Source organism: Exiguobacterium sp. s146 (genome assembly GCF_018618415.1).
Classification (GTDB): domain Bacteria; phylum Bacillota; class Bacilli; order Exiguobacteriales; family Exiguobacteriaceae; genus Exiguobacterium.
On the sequence record NZ_JACSMA010000002.1, the window covers coordinates 549,966 to 568,662 of the forward strand.

An 18,697-nucleotide genomic window follows, 5' to 3' on the forward strand; every position below is an offset into this window, starting at 1 on the left:
TTTTGCGTCAATCCTCCGACTCATCCGTGTCTTCATACTGGAAGAGACGCTCATTGGCGAAGATATAAAAGTCGATGAGTTCCGACCTTGAGAACGTGCTGTCTTCGCCTGCATACGCCGCTGCCGCTTTTTGAATGACGTGCAGAAGATCAGACGGAATCGGTTGTCGCTTCGCCCACTCGAGCACTTCTCGTTTGGCGAGAACACGTCCGTCCGTCTCGTACGCTATCACTCGCACAAGGTTCAATACGCTATACACGGGGTGGTTATCAAGCGAGCTCAAGCAATCCAACGCGTCGTCCTTGATCGCTTCGCGGTAGTGTTCATCCTCAAAGCCGACCACCAACTCATTCATCGGGGCCCCGAATAAGACACGGCCCCGCTCCATGATGACTTTGAGGTGGGCGGCCAGATCCGGATCCGTCATCCCGCGTTGCTCATGGAGCAGCTCGTCAATCGATGTTTTTTCCAACCGCATGCGCCACTGCTCACTATAATGAAACTCGAACGGACTCGGATGGACCCATTCTTGTAACGCTTGTTCCGTCAGCACGGTCAACTCGAGCGGATACGGCTGCGTCGATGTCGCCAGGCACAGTCGCATCAAACCGAGCCGTTCCTCGTCCGATAGGTCTCGGTCGCTCACGAACAGTAAATCGACGTCACTCTGTCGCGGATGAAACCCTCCCATCGTCACAGATCCGTGCACGTATGCATGTCGAATCGCGTCAGTCACGTTCGCCAAGTCACGCACGAACTGTTCAATAAAAGGTGATGTCTCGTCTGGAAAATTGGCTAGCGCGTCTCGGTTCATTCATCGGTCTCCTCATGGACGTATTGGATGACGGTCTCGGCCAACTTCTCCGGTAGTCCCGCTTCTTTCAACTGTTCGAGCGAGGCGAGACGAATCTGCTTCATCGACCCGAAATGGCGAATCAACTGCTGGCGCCGTTTCGGTCCGACGCCCGGGATGTCGTCGAGCACCGACTTCGTCATCTTCTTCGTCCGCAGGCTGCGGTGGAACGTGATGGCGAAGCGGTGGACCTCGTCTTGCATGCGCTGGAGCAAATAGAACGCGCTCGAGCGTGAGTTCAATTCGATGACTCCTCCGCCTTCCCCGAACAAGAGCTGGCTCGTCCGGTGACGGTCATCTTTCTTCAACGAGCCGACGGGCAAGTCGAGCCCGAACTCGTTTTGCAGGACGTCGAGGGCGGCGTTCAATTGCCCGATGCCCCCATCAATCAACAGCAAGTCCGGCAGACGTTTCTCTTCCGTCAACAGACGGCGGAATCGACGGCGGACGACCTCTCGCATCGTCTCGTAGTCGTCCGGTCCTTGGACAGTACGAATCTTGTATTTGCGGTATTCCTTCTTGAGTGGCTTGCCGTCCTCGAAGACGACGAGCGCCGAGACGGCGTCCGCTCCTTGGATATTGGCGTTGTCGATGATATCGACACGCGACAAGTTCGGGATGCCGATCGCTTCGCCGAGTTCCCGCATCGCCATGAGCGTCCGCTCCTCGTCGCGGGCGAGCAATTCGAACTTCTCGTTCAAGGCGATGCCTGCATTTTTCGTCGCCAAGTCGAGCAGTTGCCGTTTCGCGCCCCGTTTCGGTTGCATCACTTTCGTGCCGATCGCCTCGTTCAACAAGTCGATACGGACGATCTCTGGGACGAGCACTTCCTTCGGCACGACGTTCTGCTCATAAAACTGGACGATGAAACTCTCGAGCTCCTCGGACGGTTCCCCGTGAAGCGGAAACAACGACACGTCGCGTTCGATCATCTTACCGCCCCGCATATAGAACACTTGGACACACATCCAGCCCCGGTCAATCGTATAGCCGAAGACGTCGCGCGCCGTTGGGTCGGCCGTAATCATGTTCTGTTTGTTCATAATCGATTCGACGGCCCGGATTTGGTCCCGGAGTTCGGCCGCCCGTTCGAATTGCATCTCCTCGGCCGCCTTGCCCATGTCGACCTGGAGCTTGGCGAGCGTCTCACTCGTCTCCCCGTTCAGAAAGCGTCGAATCTCTTGGACGATGTTCTTTTGCTCGTCCGTGTCGATGGCAATCTCACACGGCCCGAGGCACTGCCCGATGTGGTAATACAGACAGAGCTTGCGCGGCATCGGTTGGCATTTCCGGAGCGGATACAGCTTGTCGAGCAACCGCTTCGTCTCATTGGCCGCATAGGCGTTCGGATACGGCCCGAAATAGAAGCCGCCGTCCCGCTTCAACTTCCGCGTCGTGAGCAGCCGCGGGTACGGCTCGTTCGTGATTTTGATGTACGGGTACGACTTGTCATCCTTCAAGCGGATGTTGTATTTCGGATCGTGCTTTTTGATGAGCGTCATCTCGAGCAGCAGTGCCTCGAGTTCGCTCGCCGTGACGATATATTCGAAGTCGCGAATCTCGGCCACGAGCCGCATCGTCTTGATGTCGTGCGCCCCGGTGAAATACGACCGGACCCGATTCTTCAGATTTTTCGCTTTCCCGACGTAAATGATTTCCCCGTACTCGTTCTTATGCAAGTAACAGCCGGGCTCGTCCGGGAGCAGCGCCAATTTATGTTTAATGTGGTCAGAATGACTCAAATTCAATCACCTCAGTTTAGGTTCCTTCCAGACGGGAAAAAATTGATGAAGTCTCAGAGGGAGGGTTTTGTAATGAAACGGTACGATGTCATCATCATCGGCAGCGGCTCGGCAGCGAACCAGGCCGCCAGCGTATTACGTAACGCCGGTAAACAAATTGCGATTGTCGAGAATTGGACGTTCGGCGGGACGTGCCCGCAGCGCGGGTGTGACCCGAAAAAGATGCTCGCGGAAGGAGCCGAGCTGATTGCCCGGGCGGAGCGGATGAAGCCGCTCGGTGTGACCGGGGAGCTGACGCTCGATTGGCACGCCTTCAAACGTCGCGTCGACGAGTACCGCTTTGCCGTCCCGACGACGAAGATGCATCATTGGAAAAAACATGGCATCGACCTGTTCGAAGGCGAGCCGCACTTCATCGATGAAGATTCAATCGTCATCGAAGGACATGAAATCTCGGCGCATCAGTTCTTGATCGCATCGGGCCAAATCCCGCGTCCGCTCGATATTCCCGGTGGAGATCAGGCCATCACGAGCGACGACGTCTTCGACCTCGACACGTTGCCGCAACACGTCATCATCGTCGGTGCCGGCTATATCGCCTTCGAGTTCGCTCATATCCTGCGCCGGTTCAGATGTGACGTGACGCTCCTCGTCCGGTCACGGGCACTTAAACCATTCGACCGCAAAGTCGTCAAGCGACTCGTCGATGAGACGATGCACATTGGGATCGATGTCCGCTACGGCATCGAGCCGATCGACATCAATGGCGACGTCGTGACGTTATCAGATGACTCTACCCTAGAAGGGCTCGTGCTTAACGCCACCGGACGGATTCCGAGCATCGAGCGGTTGCGTTTGGACGCAGCCGGTATCGACTCCGACCATGGCGGTATTGTGGTCAACGAGTACTTGCAGACGACGAATCCGAACGTCTATGCGGCCGGTGACGTCGCCAAGAGCCGCAACCCGGCCCTCACCCCATTCGCCGGTCAGGAAGGACGCATCGCCGCGCTCAACCTGCTCCGCAACAATACGCGTCCGTTGCCCGAGCGTCCGGCCCCGACGGTCGTCTTCACGACACCGCCCATCGCCAAAGTCGGGCTGACGGTCGATGAGGCCAGAGCGCAAGGCATCGATTATGAATGTAAAGACAACGACTTGTCCCATTTCCTCACGTATGAGCGTATCAACGACACGACCGCATTCTCCCGCATCTTGCTCAGCAAGGACGGTCATGTGCTCGGTGCCCACTTGATTGGGCAACACGCGCCGGAACTGATCAACTTGTTCTCATTCATTATACAAAACAATATGACCCATCAACAGGTCAAACACTTGGAGTTCGCGTATCCGACGTCCGCGTCCGATGTCTCCTATCTCATCTAAAAAAGGCTCTTCCATCACCCGATGGAAGAGCCTTTCGTCATTCGATTCCTTTATCTTTATCTTCTTGCAACGCGTCCTGGAGCGATTTGTCCCAGAGCTTGACGCCTTGGGCGTGAGCTGCCCGGGCGATCAAGTGCCCGCCGACCGGAGCCGTCAAGAGGACGAAGAACAGGCCGAGCAGGAGCCGTGCGTCAAAGACACGCTGGTCGACCCAGACGTGCAGGAGCGCCGCGAACAAGACGAACATGACGCCGAGCGTCGCGCTCTTCGAGGCCGCATGGGCCCGTGAGTAGATGTCCGGCAGCCGGATGAGACCGATGGCCGCGACGACGGTGAAGAATACCCCGATGATCGTGAAGACACCGGTCAAGATGTCATAAATCATTGTTGCGGTCATGTTGGATGATCTCTCCTCTCTCAAGGAATTTCGAGAACGCCACCGTTCCGATAAAGGCTAAAATCCCGAGCAAGAGGATGACTTCGAAGAACATCGTCGTGTCGAGCAGAATCGACAACAGCGAGACGACGGAAATCAAGCCGATTCCGATCGAGTCGAGCGCGATGACACGGTCTGCCGTCGTCGGTCCTTTAACGACCCGATACAACATACCGAGCATGGCGAGCACGAGGATGGCGAGCGCCACGTAAATGATGATATCTAACATTAGCTGGTCGCCTCCTTAATCTTCGTCTCAAAGTTATCGTAAATACCTTGCTTGAGCGACTCTTTATCCGGCATATGGAGCGCGTGGATATAGAGCGTCTTATTGTCGTCCGACACTTGGACAACGAGCGTCCCTGGTGTCAGCGTGATGAGCATCGACAGCCAACTAACCTTCCACCCTGAATCGAGCTCGGTATGGTACCGGAAGATGCCGGGTTGGATTTTCAGTTTCGGGCTGAGGACGAGCCGGAGCACCTCGACGTTGGCGAGGACGAGCTCGCGGCAGAAAATCAAGAACAGTTTAAACAGTTTCAAGACGCGGATGAAATAGAAATCCGTGTTCTTGAAGAAGCGGCGCATCATGAAGATGACGAGTAATCCGAGCAAATAGCCGATGATGAATCCGCTCGTCGTGAACGTACCCGTGAAGAACATCCAAATGAACGCCAGGAAAAAGTTGATGAGTAGTTGGTAAGCCATCTCTAAATCACTCCTTAATCACGGCATCGATATAGATTTCGGGTTGCACGAGCGGTTCAATTGCCTGGGTAATGAACGGGTGCATCGCCTCGGCGCCGAACCCGTAGGCCACGGCGACGGCGACGAGCAAGAACGTCGGCACGATGAGTTTCTTCATGTGCGGCACGAGCGGGCCGTCATAGGCACGCTTCTCTTCGCCCCAGAATCCGTACAAGAAGATTTTGATGACAGAGAAGAGAACGAACAAACTCGACAGCAAGATGAGGAGCGGTCCGAACAGGCTGCCCTCGGCGATTCCCCCTTGAACGATCAACAGTTTCCCGAAGAATCCGCTGAGCGGAGGGATCCCGGCGAGCGACAAGGCGGCGATGAAGAACGTCCAGCCGAACAGCGGGAAGCGGGTGATCAAACCACCCATGTCGCGCAACTGCCCGGACTTGGTGATGCCGATCATCATCCCGACGAGCATGAACAAGGCGGCCTTAATCAGCATGTCATGAATCAAGTAGTAGAGCGCCCCTTCGAGCGACGTCTGCGTATCGAGCGCGATTCCGTACAGAATGACGCCGACCGCGATCATGATGTTGTAGATGATAATCAATTTGACGTCATTGTAGGCGATGGCGCCGATCATCCCGATGACGATCGTCAACACTGCGAGGACGATCAAGAAGGTCTGGGTAAACGCCCCGCCGTCAAACAAGAGCGTATACGTCCGTAAAATCGAGTACACCCCGACTTTCGTCAAGAGCGCGCCGAACATGGCGAGAATCGGCGTCGGTGCCACGACATACGAGCCCGGGAGCCAGTAATGAAGCGGGACGAGTGCCCCTTTCAACCCGAAGACGATGACGAACAGCACACCGATGACGACGATGACAGATTGATTCTCGACGAGCGGAATCTTTTGTGCCAGGTCGGCCAAGCTGAGCGTGCCGACTGTTCCGTACAGCAACGCGACGGCCATGACGAACAGGGCCGAGGCGATAACGTTGACGAGCAAGTACTTGATCGACTCGCGAAGTTGGACCCCTTTCCCACCGAGGACGATGAGCACGTACGACGAGATGAGGAACACTTCGAAGAAGACGAACAAGTTGAAAATATCGCCTGTCGTGAAGGCACCGTTCACCCCGACGAGGAGGAACAGCATCGCGACGTAGACGTAATTCGATTCATACGCGTCCGAGAAGTAATGGGTCGCGAACCAGACGATGAAGAAGACAATCAATGTCGCCGTGGCGACGAGCAATGCCGACAGCATGTCCGAGACGAGCGTGATCCCGAACGGTGCCGGCCAGTTTCCTAAGTTGACGGTCAAGATGCCGTCTTGTGAGACGGTGAAGATGAGTACCACCGTCATCGCAAACGTTACAAGTAAAGCCCCGAGTGCCACTCCGCGTTGCAGACGAATCTGCTTTGGCGCGAAGAGGAGAATGATGGCCGCAAGCGCCGGGATGACAATCGGAAAGATCGGTAAGTTAATCATTCGATTCCGTTCCTTTCATTTCCTCAATATTATCCGTATTCAGTTCTTGATAGGCCCGATACGCGAGCACTAGGAAGAACGCGGTCACCCCGAAGCTGATGACGATGGCCGTCAAGACGAGCGCTTGCGGGAGCGGATCGGTATATTCCGTCACCCCGTCGACGAGGACTGGTGCCGCTCCGGTCTTCAGCCCACCCATCGTCAAGACGAGCAAGTGGGCGGCATGACTGAGCAGGCCGGTGCCGATGATGATGCGCAACAAACTCTTTGAGAGAATCATATAGACAGCGCTCATCGTCAAGACACCGATGATGATGCTAACGAAGATTTCCATTATTCACTCTCTCCAATCGTTTGAATGATCGTCATCGTCACACCGATGACCACAAGGTAGACGCCAAGGTCGAAGGCGATCGCCGTGTGAAGCGTCTGTTCGCCTAGAAGCGGCAAGTCGAACTTGTCGTAAGCATGCGTCAGGAACGGACGGCCCCAGAAGATGCTGTGAAGCGACGTCAGTAACGCGATAGCGAGACCGAGCGCCGTCATCTTGCGATAATCGAACGGGAGCACGTTGGCGAGCGTCTTCGAATCGAAGGCGAGCAACAGCAACACGAGCGCCGCGGCCGTCATCAAACCACCGATGAACCCTCCGCCTGGCGAGTAGTGCCCGGCGAAGAAGAGGTTGATTGAGAACACGATGATGATGAAGAAGATGATCACCGCGGCCGTCTGTAAGATGACGTCATTGACTTGATCATTTTTTCGGTTCATGTTCACGTGCTCCTTTCGTACGTTCTGTCGTTCTGAATTTGATCATCGTGTAAATCCCGATGGCCGCGATGGCAAGGACGACGATCTCGAACAACGTATCAAAGCCACGGAAGTCGACAAGGACGACGTTGACCATGTTTTTCCCGGCTGCCAAATCATAGACGTTTTCTTTATAGTACTCTGAGATTGACGACAGGGAACGGTTCGATAACGCCATGAAGCTGAGGAGCATGACCGTCACCCCGACGATAATCGAGACGATTGCATTCTCGATTTTGAATTTGACGCGTACTTCTTTCTTGCTGATCTCCGGCATATGGTAGAAGACGAGCAAGAACAAAGCGACCGATACCGTCTCGATGACGAGCTGTGTCAACGCGAGGTCCGGTGCATTGAAGAAGACGAAGAACAATGCGACCGAATACCCGACGACACCGAGCAAGATGATCGACGGCAGACGCGAGCGCATGAACGTGATCGCGAGCGCCGCCAAGATGATGACGGCCCCGAGGACGTATTCATACGGCGCGACCGGTTCCATCTCGCCGAACGAGAAGTTGAACAAATCGAACCAATACATCGAGAACAACATCATGCCTGACAAGAACAAGAAGATGTAAACCAAGTACGAGCGGATGAAGCCCGTCATATAGTTATCTTTGAAGCGGTACGCCGCCTTGTTCGACCAGACGAGCGTCCCGTCATACATGCCGTTCAGCGTCAAGCGGTGCGGGATCCGGTTATAGATGCCCATCCACTTGTTGATTGTGTAGAACATGAGCGTCCCGAGCAAGATGACACCGATCGTCATGAACAGTTCAGGCGTCAATCCGTGCCAGAAGTAGATGTCGACTTTGACGTCTTGTCCGCTTGCGACGAGCGTCGGATAAATCGATTCGACGGCCGGTTTGATGAGCGAGTTCGATAAGACGTTCGGCACGAAACCGAGCACGACGACGAGGATGGCAAGAATCATTGGCGGGATGAGCATCCCGATTGGTGCCTCGTGCGGCTGTTTCGGCAACTTGTCGAACTGGGCTTTGCCCATGAACGTCCGAGTGAAAATGATCAAGCTGTAGATGAACGTGAACACGCTCGCGATGAACGCGACGACCGGAATCAAGATACCGATCGTATCGAGCGCGAAGAAGTCCATCGAGAACACTTTCGTCGTCGCCTTCAAGAACATCTCTTTACTGAGGAAGCCGTTGAACGGCGGTAACCCAGCCATCGACAACGAACCGATGACGGCGATCGTGAACGTGATCGGCATGACGGTCATGAGACCGCCGAGTTTGCGGATGTCACGCGTCCCCGTCTCGTGGTCGACGATCCCGACCATCATGAACAGCGAGCCTTTGAACGTCGCATGGTTAATCAAATGGAAGATCGCGGCGATCGTCGCGACCATATAGATGTTGTCATCCATGCCGTCATAATGTAGCGCCGCGGCACCGAGGCCGAGGAGCGACATAATCAGACCGAGCTGACTGACCGTCGAGAAGGCGAGAATCCCTTTCAAATCGGTCTGTTTGACCGCGTTGAACGAGCCCCAGAACAAGGTGAACGTCCCGACCGCGGCGATTGTCCAGAGCCAAATCGGTGACTCTTGGAACACCGGGCTCATCCGTGCGACGAGATAGAGACCGGCCTTGACCATCGTCGCCGAGTGGAGGTACGCACTGACCGGGGTCGGTGCTTCCATCGCGTCCGGCAACCAGATGTGGAACGGGAATTGCGCCGACTTCGTGAAGGCGCCGAGCAAGATGAGAATCATCGCCGCGATAAAGAACGGGCTCTCCGCAATCACCGCCTGATTGGAAACCATCTCGCGGATGCTGAACGAGCCGACAATCGACTCGAGAATCACAATCCCCCCGAGCATCGACAGCCCACCGAACACGGTGATCAACATCGATTTACGCGCCCCGTAGCGCGAGCGCTCTTTTTCGTACCAGTACCCGATCAAGAGGAACGACGAAATCGACGTGAGTTCCCAGAACATGTACATGACGACCATGTTGTCCGAGAGGACGACACCGAGCATCGCGCCCATGAACAAGAGCAGATACACATAAAAATGACCGAGCGACTCTTTGTCTTTATTCAAGTAATAAATCGAATACAAGACGACGAGCGCCCCAATCCCTGTAATCAGGAGGGCAAACAATAGTCCGAGCCCGTCCACGTAGGCCGTGAAGTTGATGCCGAGCGATGGCATCCATTCGACCGTTTCCGTCACCACGTCCCCCGCACTCGTGATTCCGATGAAGCGGAAGAAGTACACGAATAGGACGACCGGAACGATTAACACGAACCAACCCGTATGGATTCGTTTCAGCGCCCGGAACAAGAACGGGATGAACGGTGCCGCGAGAAGCGGCAATAAGATAGCTAAATGTAACACCGACAAGAAAATTCCTCCTTCGAACAGAGTCTTACATACGATGGGTCAATTATTAAGGTCACTTGACGCCATCATGTCTTCTTCATGAGTATAGCGTAAATTTTCAGTCTGTTTCCATGATAAAACCTTGCCGCATTTTCCGGTCTCTTCAAAAATTCCCAAACTGTTAAATATGAAGGGAGTCGACAAAAAGCGACGAAAAAAAGTTAGAATCGCAGTTTATATGTATGCGTTTTCAGCTAGTGATTTTTCCGAATTCTCGCTCTTAATCCGTACCGAACCTTAACCGTTGTTATTCCATGCGACACGACTAAACTCCTTCTTCCCTAACACGCCCAACAAAAAACAGCCGACCGGTTGCCCGGTCGGCTGTACGTGATTATTGTGCTGTCGCGATAAACTCTTTGAGTGCTTCTTTTGGTTGGAAGCCCATTGTTTTCGAAACAGGTTGTCCGTCTTTGAACATCATAAGTGTCGGGATGCTTTGGATTTGGAAAGCGCCCGCTACTTCTGGGTTCTCGTCAACGTCGAGTTTGACGATTTGGACTTGGTCGCCCATCTCTTGGTCAAGCTCTTCGAGTACCGGTGCAATCATGCGGCACGGTCCACACCAAGCTGCCCAGAAATCGACGAGGACGACGCCCTCTTTTACTTCTTGTTCGAATGTTTGAGTCGTTGCATGTTTAATAGCCATTTGGTAAATACCTCCCCAGTAAGATGTGAGAGTCGAATAAATCACTCTCATGCATTTCATGTTCAGAGTATACCACGGAGGGTACGTTTCCCCAAACGTTCTGCATATCAGCTATTGACGAGGTGTTTACGGAACTCTTCCGTCAAGAGTGGGACGACGTCGAACAAGTCGCCGACGATACCGTAATCGGCCACGCTGAAGATGTTCGCTTCCGGGTCCTTGTTGATGGCGACGATGACTTTGGCGTTGCTCATGCCGGCCAAGTGTTGAATCGCGCCCGAGATACCGCAGGCGATATACAGGTCCGGCGTGACGACTTTGCCGGTCTGACCGATTTGAAGCGCATAGTCGCAGTAGTCGGCGTCACATGCTCCACGTGAAGCACCGACGGCCCCGCCGAGCAGTTCAGCGAGCTCTTCGAGCGGCTTGAAGCCGTCTTCGCTCTTGACGCCGCGGCCACCGGCGACGATGACTTTCGCTTCCGTCAAATCGACTTTCCCCGTCGCCTTGCGGACGACTTCTTTGACGATCATGGCGAGGTCTTTCAGTTCCACGCTCGGTGTCTCGACTGACACGCTCGCCCCGGCCGTGCGTGGGAGTGCGTCGATGTTGTTCGGACGGATCGTAAAGAACATGACCGAATCTTTGAACTTCACTTTCTCGAACGCCTTCCCTGAATAGATTGGACGGACGAACTCGGCGTCTTTGCCTGACCCTTCGATTGAGACGACGTCACTGATGAGACCGGCGTCAAGACGCGCCGCGAGTTTCGGAGCGATATCTTTCCCGAGTGCCGTATGACCGAGCACGATCATGTCCGGTGACTCTTGGTCGATGACTTGGCGGAGCACTTGTCCGTAACCGTCCGGCGTGTAGTGTTTGAGACGCTCGTCTTCGATAACGAGGACGCGGCCCGCGCCGTACTCCCCTAGTTCCGTCGCGAGTGATTTGACGTCATCTCCGATGACGACCGCCGTCACGTCGTCCGTCAGTTGCTTCGCTGCTGCGATCGCTTCAAATGATACGTTCCGTAACGCGCCTTCACGCGCTTCTGCGAGTACTAAAGCTTTCATCTATGTTGTCCCCCTTAAATGACTTTGGCTTCCGTGCGAAGTAATTGAACGAGCTCGCTCACTTGTGACGACGTATCCCCTTCAAGGATGCGTCCGGCTTTCTTCTCTTCCGGCAAGAAACGTTCGATTGTCTCGATTTTCGCTTCGATCTCGTCTTCATCGAGGTCGATGTCCGACAGGTCGAGCTCTTCGAGAGGCTTCTTCTTCGCTTTCATGATGCCTGGAAGGCTTGGATAACGTGGTTCGTTCAACCCTTGCTGTGCTGTCACGAGGAGCGGGAGCGCGACTTCAATCACTTCCGTGTCCCCTTCGACGTCGCGTGTGACCGTCGCCGTCGTGCCGTCGATGTCGAGCTTCGTGATTGTCGTCACGTAGTTCATGTCTAACAGTTCGGCGACACGTGGCGCGACTTGACCGCTCCCGCCGTCGATGGCGACGTTCCCCGCGAAGATGAGGTCTGGCGCCTGCTCTTTCAAGTATGTGGCGAGCACTTTCGAGATCGTCACGTGGTCGGCGTCCTCGACGTCATCCTCGATTGAGATGCGGACCGCTTTGTCCGCTCCCATCGCGAGCGCCGTCCGCAGCTCTTTGTCCGCGTCGTCCGGTCCGACCGTCACGACCGTGACTTCTCCCCCGAGATCGTCACGCTTACGGATGGCTTCCTCGACCGCATATTCGTCATACGGGTTGATGATGAACTCAGCGCCGTCTTCTTGAATTTCCCCATTCTCGAGCTGAATCGCTTCCTCTGTATCGAACGTACGCTTCAGTAATACAAAAATATTCATCGTAGTTCCCCCTTATAAGTTGTTCGCACCATCATTCATGAATCAGCGTTCATTTTTTGAGCTAGCGAGAGGGCTTACGGTTAAGCAAGCCCTTTTTTTAACATATGGTGTACTTTCGGTAGCGTCGACATCAAGTCATACTTGAAGCCGCTCGCCATCCAACTCGTGACCACTTCATCAATCGTGCCGAAAATCATCTGGCGCGCCAGGCGATAGTCGAGCTCGCGATCGAATTCGCCGGTGTCGATTCCGTGTTGTACGACCGCATCGATTAAGTTCAAGTACGGTTTGAGCACTTCGCTAATCTTTTGACGGAGCGCCAAGTTCGACTGCCGGAGCTCGATTTGCGTCACGACAGCGAGGTCGTAATCGGCCGACAATTGCTTCAAATGCGACTCAATCAACTGATACAATTTGTCGCCGGCCGTCGTCTCCCGCTCAATCTGTTGTTTCGAGTAGTCGATGAACAGGCCCATCTTCGTCTGGAACAATTCAATCAACAGATGTTCCTTGTTTTTGAAGTACAGATAAATCGTTCCGTCGGCGACGCCCGCCTCTTTGGCGATGGCCGTCACCTTTGCACCGTGATAGCCATGATCCGCAATCACTTTCACTGCCGCATCGATAATGCGGTCACTTTTTGATCCATTCTTTGTCATAAACACCCAAGCTCCTTACCGCTGCATAGAAATGAATGATGGTTCATTCATTTATTATTCTATCATGTGACACCGTTGTGTCAACTGCTTTGTTTCACTTGTTTCGCCTTCTCTTCGTCGACGAGGACGCGGCGTAAAATCTTACCGACGAACGTCTTCGGCAACTCTTCCCGGAACTCATACAACTTCGGCGCCTTGTACGCTGCGAGCTTCTCGCGGCAGTGCTTGTCGAGCTCTTCTTCCGTCACGCTGGCACCGTCACGCGTCACGATGAACGCCTTGACCGTCTCGCCGCGATACGGGTCCGGTACGCCGATACAGACCGCTTCCTTGACGGCCGGATGTTCGTATAGCACTTCTTCGATTTCACGCGGATAGACGTTGAAGCCTCCGGCGATAATCATGTCTTTCTTCCGGTCGACGATATAGAAGAATCCGTCCTCGCCCATATAGCCGAGGTCACCGGTCGCGAGCCATCCGTCCTTCAAGACGGCCGCCGTCTCTTCCGGCTTCTGCCAATACCCTTTCATCACTTGCGGGCCGTGCAGCATGATTTCCCCGATTTCACCGATCTCGGCCAGTGTCTCTCCGTCTGCCTTTACAATCTTAGCAGAAGTATCCGACAACGGCACCCCGATCGAGCCGACGATTCGTTTATCCCATAAGAAGTTCGCATGCGTGACCGGTGACGTCTCCGACAGGCCGTAACCTTCGACGATGCGTCCGCCCGTCACTTTCTCAAACTGCTCTTGCACCTCGATTGGCAGCGGGGCCGAGCCCGAGATACACGCCTCGATTGACGATAGGTCGTATTTCTTCAGTTTCGGGTCGTTCAAGATGCCGACATACATCGTCGGGGCGCCCGGGAAGAAGTGTGGTTTCTTCTTGTTGATCGTCTTCAACACATCGGTGACGTCGAAACGCGGCACGAGGACGAGCTCATACCCGTTCGCCATCCCGAAGTTCAGGCAACACGACATGCCGTAAATGTGGAAGAACGGTACGACGCATAAGACGCGTTTCTCGTCGCCTCGGTTATATTTATAGAAGAAGTTCGAAATCTGGTCGACGTTCGCCGTCAAGTTGAAGTGGGTCAGCATGACGCCTTTCGGCATCCCCGTCGTCCCGCCCGTATACTGGAGCACGGCGACGTCTTCTTTCGGGTCGACCGCGACCGGCGTGATCGGGCCGAAGTCTTTATAGTCCTTGAACGCGACCGAACCTGTCGTGTCGATGACGATATTGTTCTCGCGCTTCACTTTGATCGGATACAGCTTGTTCTTCGGGAACGGCAGATAGTCGGCGATGCTTGTCGTGATAATCGTCTTGACGTCCGTCTTCTGTTTGACGCGCAACGACTTTGGATACAGGAGGTCGAGCGTGACGATGATGCTCGCACCGGAGTCCGTGATCAAGTTCTCGAGCTCATGCTCCGTATAGAGCGGGTTCGTCTGGACGACCGTGCCACCGGCGTAGAGCACCGCATAGAACGAAATGACGAATTGTGGACAGTTCGGGAGCATCAGACTGACGCGGTCCCCTTTTTGGAGCCCATTCGATTGAAGCATCGTCGCGAGCCGTTTTGCCGCATCGTCGACTTCGGCGAACGTCAACTCTTTGCCGATGAAGGAGATGGCGGTCTTGTTCGGGTAATCGGTCGCGGCCCGGGATAGCGCCTCATAGAGCGGCTTCACCTCATAGTCAATCGTTTCTGGCATGTCAGCTGGATAATCTTGTAACCACGGTTTGTTCATCGCTTTTCCTCCTTGGAATGAATATTCATTCAGTCAACTCTATTATAATGCCAAGAAAACGCTTTCATCTACCCTTTACCCGATAATTTTCAGAAAATATCGAAAAAACGTGTGCGGATGAAAGTTTCCGCACACGTTCAGATTCTCTTGAAATAGGCTTCCGTCTGTTCTTCGTTGCTGATTTTCTCGTCCAAGCGGTCCTTCAATTCCTTCTCCCACTTGATGGTCGAGAAGTTGATGTCGAGCCACGCCTCCATCTCCGGACGCGAGAACGCATACGTCCGGTTCGGGAAGGCGAAGCGAACGATTTCCGCGTTATGGACGAGCGTAAAATACGTCGCAGCGTTGCGGATGGCCAACCGTTCTTGCTCGATGCGCTCGATTTCCGGGTCGCTGTAGCGTACCGTCAGCCCGTAAGGACGTTTCGAAGTCTGCAGCTCAATCGACTTGTAACAGTCATGCATCGGTAACGTCTGGGCGATGTTGATGACGGCACTGTTGTCGCCGACGTAAGAACCTTTATATTCGAATGCGTTCGGTGGATGGGTGGTTCCGCACCCTGCGAGCATGACGAGCAAGACGACGAGCAGACTGAGCCGTTTCATGAGAATCCTCCTTACGATTTAAGTTTCAAGTTGAAGCGGTAGAGCAAGCGTTTCGCGAGCAAGTGGGCAATGAAGCCGCCGAGCACGAAACCGATGATGTATAAGATGATATTTGGTGCGAACGTGATGGCTGACAGCAGGATACCGCCGAGCATACCGAAAGTAAGCACCATGACAAGATGGACGAGCCAGAGCCAGTTTGAGAACATGAAGAAGCGGCCGTTGTTCTCTTGCGGGGCTCGGTTGAAAGCCCATAAGCCGAGACCGAACGAGATGACGATTGAAGCGAGCGCACTGAGCGGTGCCACCGTGACAAAGTCTTCCCATAACCCGTTCGACCTGAAGATGTCATACGTGTCGATGTTGAAAACATTCGCCAGCGGTGAGATGACGCGCAAAGGGATACTTTCCATCCACATTTGCGTCAAACTGTACGACACGTCAATAAAACGCTCGAACGTGTACAACGATCCTTCAATCAACGTGACGATGCCAATCGGGAATAAAAGTGCGACGAATGACCAAAGTGCCTGAGAAATCGCTTCACCTCCGAATGAACCCATCCAAAGCGAGATCGAGAAGACCGAGATGCCGATCAACATCATAAATAGAACCATGATGGACACCTCTAAATCTTTTGGCTCAATCAAAAAGCTAAAGTCTGACAAGTGAATGATTGCCATCATGAGCGGGCCACCGAGCAGTGTTGCGACGATGAATCCACTGACCCCAATCAGCCATTTTGATATGTACAATTGGGTCCGTGTGAACGGTAGCGACATCGCGAAATCAGACATTTGGCTGTTCCGTTCCCCACCGATCAGTACCGAGGCCATGAGCAGTCCGAAGACAACGTAAAGGAAGATGGCCATCCCAAAAGGAATGAGTGACATCAGACCATTGTATAGCATCCCAATGCTATCGCCTGATTCAAAGAACCATCTGTTTGGCAGGTTCGAGGCATCCAATGGAACCCCCTCGAAAGACGAAGGGTTGGCCCGAATGTTCTCAATCTCTCGATTGAAATCATCCAGCTGCGTCCACGTCGGTACGGTGAACACGATGACGCTCAATACGACGAGCAACATCCATAAAATCGACACTTGTTTCCAATCTTTCTTTAATAGTACTTTAAAAGACACTTGCCTCACCTCCTAATTGGACCCGGAAGATGTCTTCGAGCGACATCGGGATTTCTTCGACAAGCATCGGGTCGTGCGCATCGACGAACGTATCGAGTTCTTTCGTCCTTTCTTTCGCCATGAACAAAGCGACACGCCCTGTCACGTTAATGATTTCAATATCTTTTCGTTCGAGTAGTTCGACCGGTACTTGGTCGTTGAAGACGACTTGCAGTTTGACACTTGTCTCACGCGCCTCTTCGAGCGACATGATGGCTTTGACGCGTCCCTTCTCGATCATGATGATGCGGTCGGCGATTCGTTCGAGCTCATGTAACTGGTGACTCGAGACGATGATGGAACAGTTACGTGCCTCGACTTGGGCGATCATCAGCTTCAAAACGTCCGACTTGGCGACGACGTCGAGTCCGTCTGTCGGTTCATCGAGCAGATAATATTTCGCTTGGACGGCGAACGCGAGCGAGAGCGTCACCATCGCCTTCTGCCCTTTCGAGAGCTGGCGAATCTTCTTGTTGTCGATGTTATAGCGGGTGAGCGTCTCTCTGAAAATCGATCGGTTGAACGACGGATAAATCGATTCGTAGAGCGCTGCCGCTTCGTTAATCGTATAATGTTTGAGGGCGTCGGCTGAATCCGGGACGAAGATGACGTCGCGCTTCAACTCGGCTTTCTCAAAGATGCTTGACGGTCCGTAGCGGACATCCCCTTTGTCCGGCCGGATGATGCCGACCATCGTGCGCAGGAGCGTCGTCTTGCCGGCCCCGTTCCGGCCGACGAGCGCGATGATTTCCCCGGAATTGACCGTAAAGTCGATATCTTCTAACACTTGCTGGCGATCGATCGTCTTACTCAGTTGCTGTACTGTCAGCATGGTTCTCCCCTACTTTCTTATACTCTGTCTCAAATAGCGTCAGCGCTTCGGTGAGCTCAATGTTGGCATAATGGCAATCGATGGCGAGTTTCTTGATCGATTCAAGGATCGGCGCGCGCGGCGAGTCTTGGTCAATCCAGTCCTCGGACACGAACGTCCCGCGTCCGCGATGCATCTCGAGCAAGCCGAGCCGTTCGAGTTCCTGATACGCCTTGCTGACCGTGTTTGGATTGATGACGAGGTCGGTCGCGAGTTCACGCACCGACATGACTTTATCCCCTGGACGTAAGATGCCACGGATGACGAGCGCCTTCGTCTGGTTGACGATTTGTTCATACAACGGTTCCGCGCTCTTCATATCAATTTTATATAACATGGGTCACACCCTTTCTTGTGTACGTAACTTAAGTGTATTATATGTATTAGTACACGTAAAGATATTAGTTCTTCAAGGGCACTCTCAGTTTACAGGCATTTGGTAATAAATTGAATACGACTTTGGACCGAGGTAGTACACTTCCATTTCAGGTACATTGGTAGAGAGGTGAATCAAAAATGAGAAAACGATGGTTAGTCGTGACCGCTGTCGCCGTGACAGCAATTGGCACGACATGGTCGACGTATGCAAAACAAGATGAGGCAGAACGTTACGCATCCTATATTGAAGATACATATGGAGAGGACGTCGAGGTCACGCTGAAGCGCGACTGGAAGATGGGCGGCTATATGGCCGAGTTCACCCTGACCGATCCGCAACTCGAAGGCGACTATTGGGCCGAGACGTATCGGAGCGATCAGACGATTCATGACAACGTGCTCGAACACGTCTGGCAACAGGAGGCCGAGGACACGATCAAGCAGCGGCTCGAGCAGCTCGATTTGTTGACCGAGGCGGAGACGGTACGCGCCAGTGTCCCGATAGGTGTCGATGAAGAGAGTGAGACGACCGTACGCCCTACCCCGACGTCCGTCTTCGATGTCGAGTCGAAAGAGTTCTTGGACGTGTCGGTCATGTTCCACGAAGACTGGGCCAATACCGATGCGCAGAAAGAACGGATGCTCGGCGTGATTCGCGCTTTGGAAGATGACGTCTACTCGATCCACTTCTCGTTCGACGGGACACCGTATGAGGATGACGACTTTACGGAGCGTTACTTAAACGTCGCTCGCGATTCCCTCCCAGGTGAACCGGCGATGCACGAGATTGAGTCGATTGACGACTTGAATCGTCACGACCGACTGTACGGCTTCGACGAGACGACGTTCATTCATGATTACCATTTCGACGGCACCAAATATGAGGAGTGATCACCATTCGC

The 18,697-nt window shown here is 53.7% G+C and carries 20 protein-coding genes; 2 read left to right on the top strand and 18 right to left on the bottom strand.

Translation table 11 applies throughout. From position 1 onward, the window contains the following. Positions 1-7: 7 nt before the first annotated feature. Positions 8-814, bottom strand: a complete 807-nt coding sequence (locus KNP83_RS09440; RefSeq protein WP_214762235.1) for an aminoglycoside adenylyltransferase domain-containing protein — start codon at positions 812-814, stop codon at positions 8-10. After that, positions 811-2,595 (bottom strand): excinuclease ABC subunit UvrC, encoded by a 1,785-nt coding sequence (gene uvrC / locus KNP83_RS09445; protein ID WP_214762236.1) that lies wholly within the window; start codon positions 2,593-2,595, stop codon positions 811-813. Before uvrC ends, KNP83_RS09440 begins: the two co-directional genes overlap by 4 nt. 72 nt (positions 2,596-2,667) lie before the next feature. Between uvrC and KNP83_RS09450 the strand changes: the two genes are divergently transcribed. Then, positions 2,668-3,981 carry a dihydrolipoyl dehydrogenase family protein gene (locus KNP83_RS09450; protein WP_214762237.1) on the top strand — a complete coding sequence of 438 codons (1,314 nt, stop codon included), beginning with the start codon at positions 2,668-2,670 and terminating at the stop codon, positions 3,979-3,981. A 37-nt stretch (positions 3,982-4,018) separates the two neighbouring features. Here KNP83_RS09450 and mnhG read toward each other — a convergent pair whose 3' ends face one another. The 16 genes from mnhG to KNP83_RS09530 form a co-directional block, all read right to left on the bottom strand. Beyond that, positions 4,019-4,378, bottom strand: coding sequence for a monovalent cation/H(+) antiporter subunit G (gene mnhG / locus KNP83_RS09455; protein WP_214752612.1), 360 nt, complete (start codon positions 4,376-4,378; stop codon positions 4,019-4,021). After that, a complete protein-coding gene (locus KNP83_RS09460; protein ID WP_214762238.1) occupies positions 4,356-4,646 on the bottom strand; it encodes a Na(+)/H(+) antiporter subunit F1 in 291 nt (96 codons plus the stop codon). Before KNP83_RS09460 ends, mnhG begins: the two co-directional genes overlap by 23 nt. Next, positions 4,646-5,125 (bottom strand): Na+/H+ antiporter subunit E, encoded by a 480-nt coding sequence (locus KNP83_RS09465; protein WP_214762239.1) that lies wholly within the window; start codon positions 5,123-5,125, stop codon positions 4,646-4,648. The genes KNP83_RS09460 and KNP83_RS09465 overlap by 1 nt, the downstream gene beginning before the upstream one ends. A 7-nt stretch (positions 5,126-5,132) precedes the next feature. Then, the gene (locus KNP83_RS09470) at positions 5,133-6,614 is read right to left on the bottom strand and encodes a Na+/H+ antiporter subunit D (protein ID WP_214762240.1); all 1,482 of its coding nucleotides are present in this window, start codon (positions 6,612-6,614) and stop codon (positions 5,133-5,135) included. Then, the gene (locus tag KNP83_RS09475; protein ID WP_021066825.1) at positions 6,607-6,948 is read right to left on the bottom strand and encodes a Na(+)/H(+) antiporter subunit C; all 342 of its coding nucleotides are present in this window, start codon (positions 6,946-6,948) and stop codon (positions 6,607-6,609) included. Before KNP83_RS09475 ends, KNP83_RS09470 begins: the two co-directional genes overlap by 8 nt. Then, complete coding sequence (locus tag KNP83_RS09480) at positions 6,948-7,385, bottom strand: Na(+)/H(+) antiporter subunit B (RefSeq protein ID WP_214762241.1); 438 nt, start codon at positions 7,383-7,385, stop codon at positions 6,948-6,950. The genes KNP83_RS09475 and KNP83_RS09480 overlap by 1 nt, the downstream gene beginning before the upstream one ends. Continuing rightward, a complete protein-coding gene (locus KNP83_RS09485) occupies positions 7,369-9,798 on the bottom strand; it encodes a Na+/H+ antiporter subunit A (RefSeq protein WP_214762242.1) in 2,430 nt (809 codons plus the stop codon). Before KNP83_RS09485 ends, KNP83_RS09480 begins: the two co-directional genes overlap by 17 nt. A 373-nt stretch (positions 9,799-10,171) precedes the next feature. Next, positions 10,172-10,486, bottom strand: coding sequence for a thioredoxin (trxA, locus tag KNP83_RS09490; protein WP_021066822.1), 315 nt, complete (start codon positions 10,484-10,486; stop codon positions 10,172-10,174). Positions 10,487-10,593: 107 nt separating this feature from the next. Further along, positions 10,594-11,559 carry an electron transfer flavoprotein subunit alpha/FixB family protein gene (locus KNP83_RS09495; protein WP_214762243.1) on the bottom strand — a complete coding sequence of 322 codons (966 nt, stop codon included), beginning with the start codon at positions 11,557-11,559 and terminating at the stop codon, positions 10,594-10,596. A 14-nt stretch (positions 11,560-11,573) separates the two neighbouring features. Then, on the bottom strand, positions 11,574-12,347 hold the full coding sequence (locus KNP83_RS09500) for an electron transfer flavoprotein subunit beta/FixA family protein (protein WP_214762244.1): 774 nt from the start codon (positions 12,345-12,347) through the stop codon (positions 11,574-11,576). 80 nt (positions 12,348-12,427) lie between these two features. Beyond that, positions 12,428-13,006, bottom strand: coding sequence for a fatty acid metabolism transcriptional regulator FadR (locus KNP83_RS09505; RefSeq protein ID WP_214719966.1), 579 nt, complete (start codon positions 13,004-13,006; stop codon positions 12,428-12,430). 80 nt (positions 13,007-13,086) lie between these two features. Beyond that, the gene (locus tag KNP83_RS09510; RefSeq protein WP_214762245.1) at positions 13,087-14,760 is read right to left on the bottom strand and encodes an AMP-binding protein; all 1,674 of its coding nucleotides are present in this window, start codon (positions 14,758-14,760) and stop codon (positions 13,087-13,089) included. Positions 14,761-14,897: 137 nt separating this feature from the next. Beyond that, a complete protein-coding gene (locus KNP83_RS09515; RefSeq protein WP_214762246.1) occupies positions 14,898-15,365 on the bottom strand; it encodes a DUF4825 domain-containing protein in 468 nt (155 codons plus the stop codon). 11 nt (positions 15,366-15,376) lie between these two features. Beyond that, positions 15,377-16,507: an ABC transporter permease subunit gene (locus tag KNP83_RS09520; protein WP_214762247.1), complete on the bottom strand. Its 1,131-nt coding sequence runs from the start codon at positions 16,505-16,507 to the stop codon at positions 15,377-15,379. Further along, entirely contained in the window at positions 16,497-17,378 is an 882-nt protein-coding gene (locus tag KNP83_RS09525) for an ABC transporter ATP-binding protein (RefSeq protein ID WP_214762248.1), read from the bottom strand. The genes KNP83_RS09520 and KNP83_RS09525 overlap by 11 nt, the downstream gene beginning before the upstream one ends. After that, complete coding sequence (locus tag KNP83_RS09530; RefSeq protein ID WP_214762249.1) at positions 17,353-17,754, bottom strand: GntR family transcriptional regulator; 402 nt, start codon at positions 17,752-17,754, stop codon at positions 17,353-17,355. Before KNP83_RS09530 ends, KNP83_RS09525 begins: the two co-directional genes overlap by 26 nt. A 179-nt stretch (positions 17,755-17,933) precedes the next feature. Here KNP83_RS09530 and KNP83_RS09535 point away from each other — a divergent pair, with 179 nt between their 5' ends. Continuing rightward, a complete protein-coding gene (locus tag KNP83_RS09535; protein ID WP_214762250.1) occupies positions 17,934-18,686 on the top strand; it encodes a hypothetical protein in 753 nt (250 codons plus the stop codon). The last annotated feature ends 11 nt before the right edge of the window (positions 18,687-18,697 follow it).

Bases quoted from the DNA above. Each gene is read 5' to 3' on its own strand.
- KNP83_RS09440 (WP_214762235.1), bottom strand. From the start codon at position 814: ATGAACCGAGACGCGCTAGCCAATTTTCCAGACGAGACATCACCTTTT.
- KNP83_RS09450 (WP_214762237.1), top strand. From the start codon at position 2,668: ATGAAACGGTACGATGTCATCATCATCGGCAGCGGCTCGGCAGCGAAC.
- mnhG (WP_214752612.1), bottom strand. From the start codon at position 4,378: ATGACCGCAACAATGATTTATGACATCTTGACCGGTGTCTTCACGATC.
- KNP83_RS09460 (WP_214762238.1), bottom strand. From the start codon at position 4,646: ATGTTAGATATCATCATTTACGTGGCGCTCGCCATCCTCGTGCTCGCC.
- KNP83_RS09465 (WP_214762239.1), bottom strand. From the start codon at position 5,125: ATGGCTTACCAACTACTCATCAACTTTTTCCTGGCGTTCATTTGGATG.
- KNP83_RS09470 (WP_214762240.1), bottom strand. From the start codon at position 6,614: ATGATTAACTTACCGATCTTTCCGATTGTCATCCCGGCGCTTGCGGCC.
- KNP83_RS09475 (WP_021066825.1), bottom strand. From the start codon at position 6,948: ATGGAAATCTTCGTTAGCATCATCATCGGTGTCTTGACGATGAGCGCT.
- KNP83_RS09480 (WP_214762241.1), bottom strand. From the start codon at position 7,385: ATGAACCGAAAAAATGATCAAGTCAATGACGTCATCTTACAGACGGCC.
- trxA (WP_021066822.1), bottom strand. From the start codon at position 10,486: ATGGCTATTAAACATGCAACGACTCAAACATTCGAACAAGAAGTAAAA.
- KNP83_RS09495 (WP_214762243.1), bottom strand. From the start codon at position 11,559: ATGAAAGCTTTAGTACTCGCAGAAGCGCGTGAAGGCGCGTTACGGAAC.
- KNP83_RS09500 (WP_214762244.1), bottom strand. From the start codon at position 12,347: ATGAATATTTTTGTATTACTGAAGCGTACGTTCGATACAGAGGAAGCG.
- KNP83_RS09505 (WP_214719966.1), bottom strand. From the start codon at position 13,006: ATGACAAAGAATGGATCAAAAAGTGACCGCATTATCGATGCGGCAGTG.
- KNP83_RS09510 (WP_214762245.1), bottom strand. From the start codon at position 14,760: ATGAACAAACCGTGGTTACAAGATTATCCAGCTGACATGCCAGAAACG.
- KNP83_RS09515 (WP_214762246.1), bottom strand. From the start codon at position 15,365: ATGAAACGGCTCAGTCTGCTCGTCGTCTTGCTCGTCATGCTCGCAGGG.
- KNP83_RS09525 (WP_214762248.1), bottom strand. From the start codon at position 17,378: ATGCTGACAGTACAGCAACTGAGTAAGACGATCGATCGCCAGCAAGTG.
- KNP83_RS09530 (WP_214762249.1), bottom strand. From the start codon at position 17,754: ATGTTATATAAAATTGATATGAAGAGCGCGGAACCGTTGTATGAACAA.
- KNP83_RS09535 (WP_214762250.1), top strand. From the start codon at position 17,934: ATGAGAAAACGATGGTTAGTCGTGACCGCTGTCGCCGTGACAGCAATT.